This window comes from Mesorhizobium sp. M5C.F.Ca.IN.020.32.2.1 (genome assembly GCF_004023105.1).
Classification (GTDB): domain Bacteria; phylum Pseudomonadota; class Alphaproteobacteria; order Rhizobiales; family Rhizobiaceae; genus Mesorhizobium; species Mesorhizobium wenxiniae.
The window spans coordinates 1-490 of record NZ_RZSX01001639.1 but is presented as its reverse complement, the minus strand read 5'-3'; the positions used below and the strand labels follow the sequence as shown (position 1 = coordinate 490).

Below are 490 nucleotides of genomic sequence, written 5' to 3'. Positions count from 1 at the left end.
GGCAAGCCGTGCGCCCTTCGCGCGGATCGTCGCAACGAGCTTTTCGGCTTCTGGCAACGGCAGGCGGCTAATGCGGTCGATCTTCTCCGCAATGACGACCTCGTCCGGCTGGAGGTCAGAGATGAGGCGCAGCAGCTCCGGCCGATCGGCGCGAGCACCCGACGCTTTCTCGCGGTAGACGCCGGCGATGTAATATCCGGCCGCTTTGGCTTGGCCTACCATCGCCTCTTGGCGAGCCAGGTCCTGTTCTTCGGTGCTGACCCGCAAATAGATACGCGCGACGCGCAAACTGGGGATCTCTCGCCTATTCATGCCTTACCCGCGGCATGCTCGTCTTCGTATTCCAGCACGCGCGCTGCTTCGGGAATTAGGGCCAGCCACTGCGGGCCGACGCGCTCGATCGTCTCGGCGAGCGTGTAGTTCATTTCGGCCAGCCAATCGGGCCGGTTGAGCACCAGGGCGGCGGCCAACTTCTCGCCGGTGGACAAGA

Annotated in this window: 2 protein-coding genes; both read right to left on the bottom strand. The window is 64.1% G+C overall.

Features of this window, described 5'->3' with window-relative positions:
• Positions 1 to 312 (bottom strand): recombinase family protein (locus EOA86_RS37905; protein WP_164892470.1); only part of this gene is annotated, 312 nt, incomplete at its 3' end.
• A partial coding sequence (locus tag EOA86_RS39185; protein WP_206630295.1) for a hypothetical protein occupies positions 309 to 490 on the bottom strand: 182 nt, incomplete at its 5' end. The genes EOA86_RS37905 and EOA86_RS39185, both read right to left, overlap by 4 nt.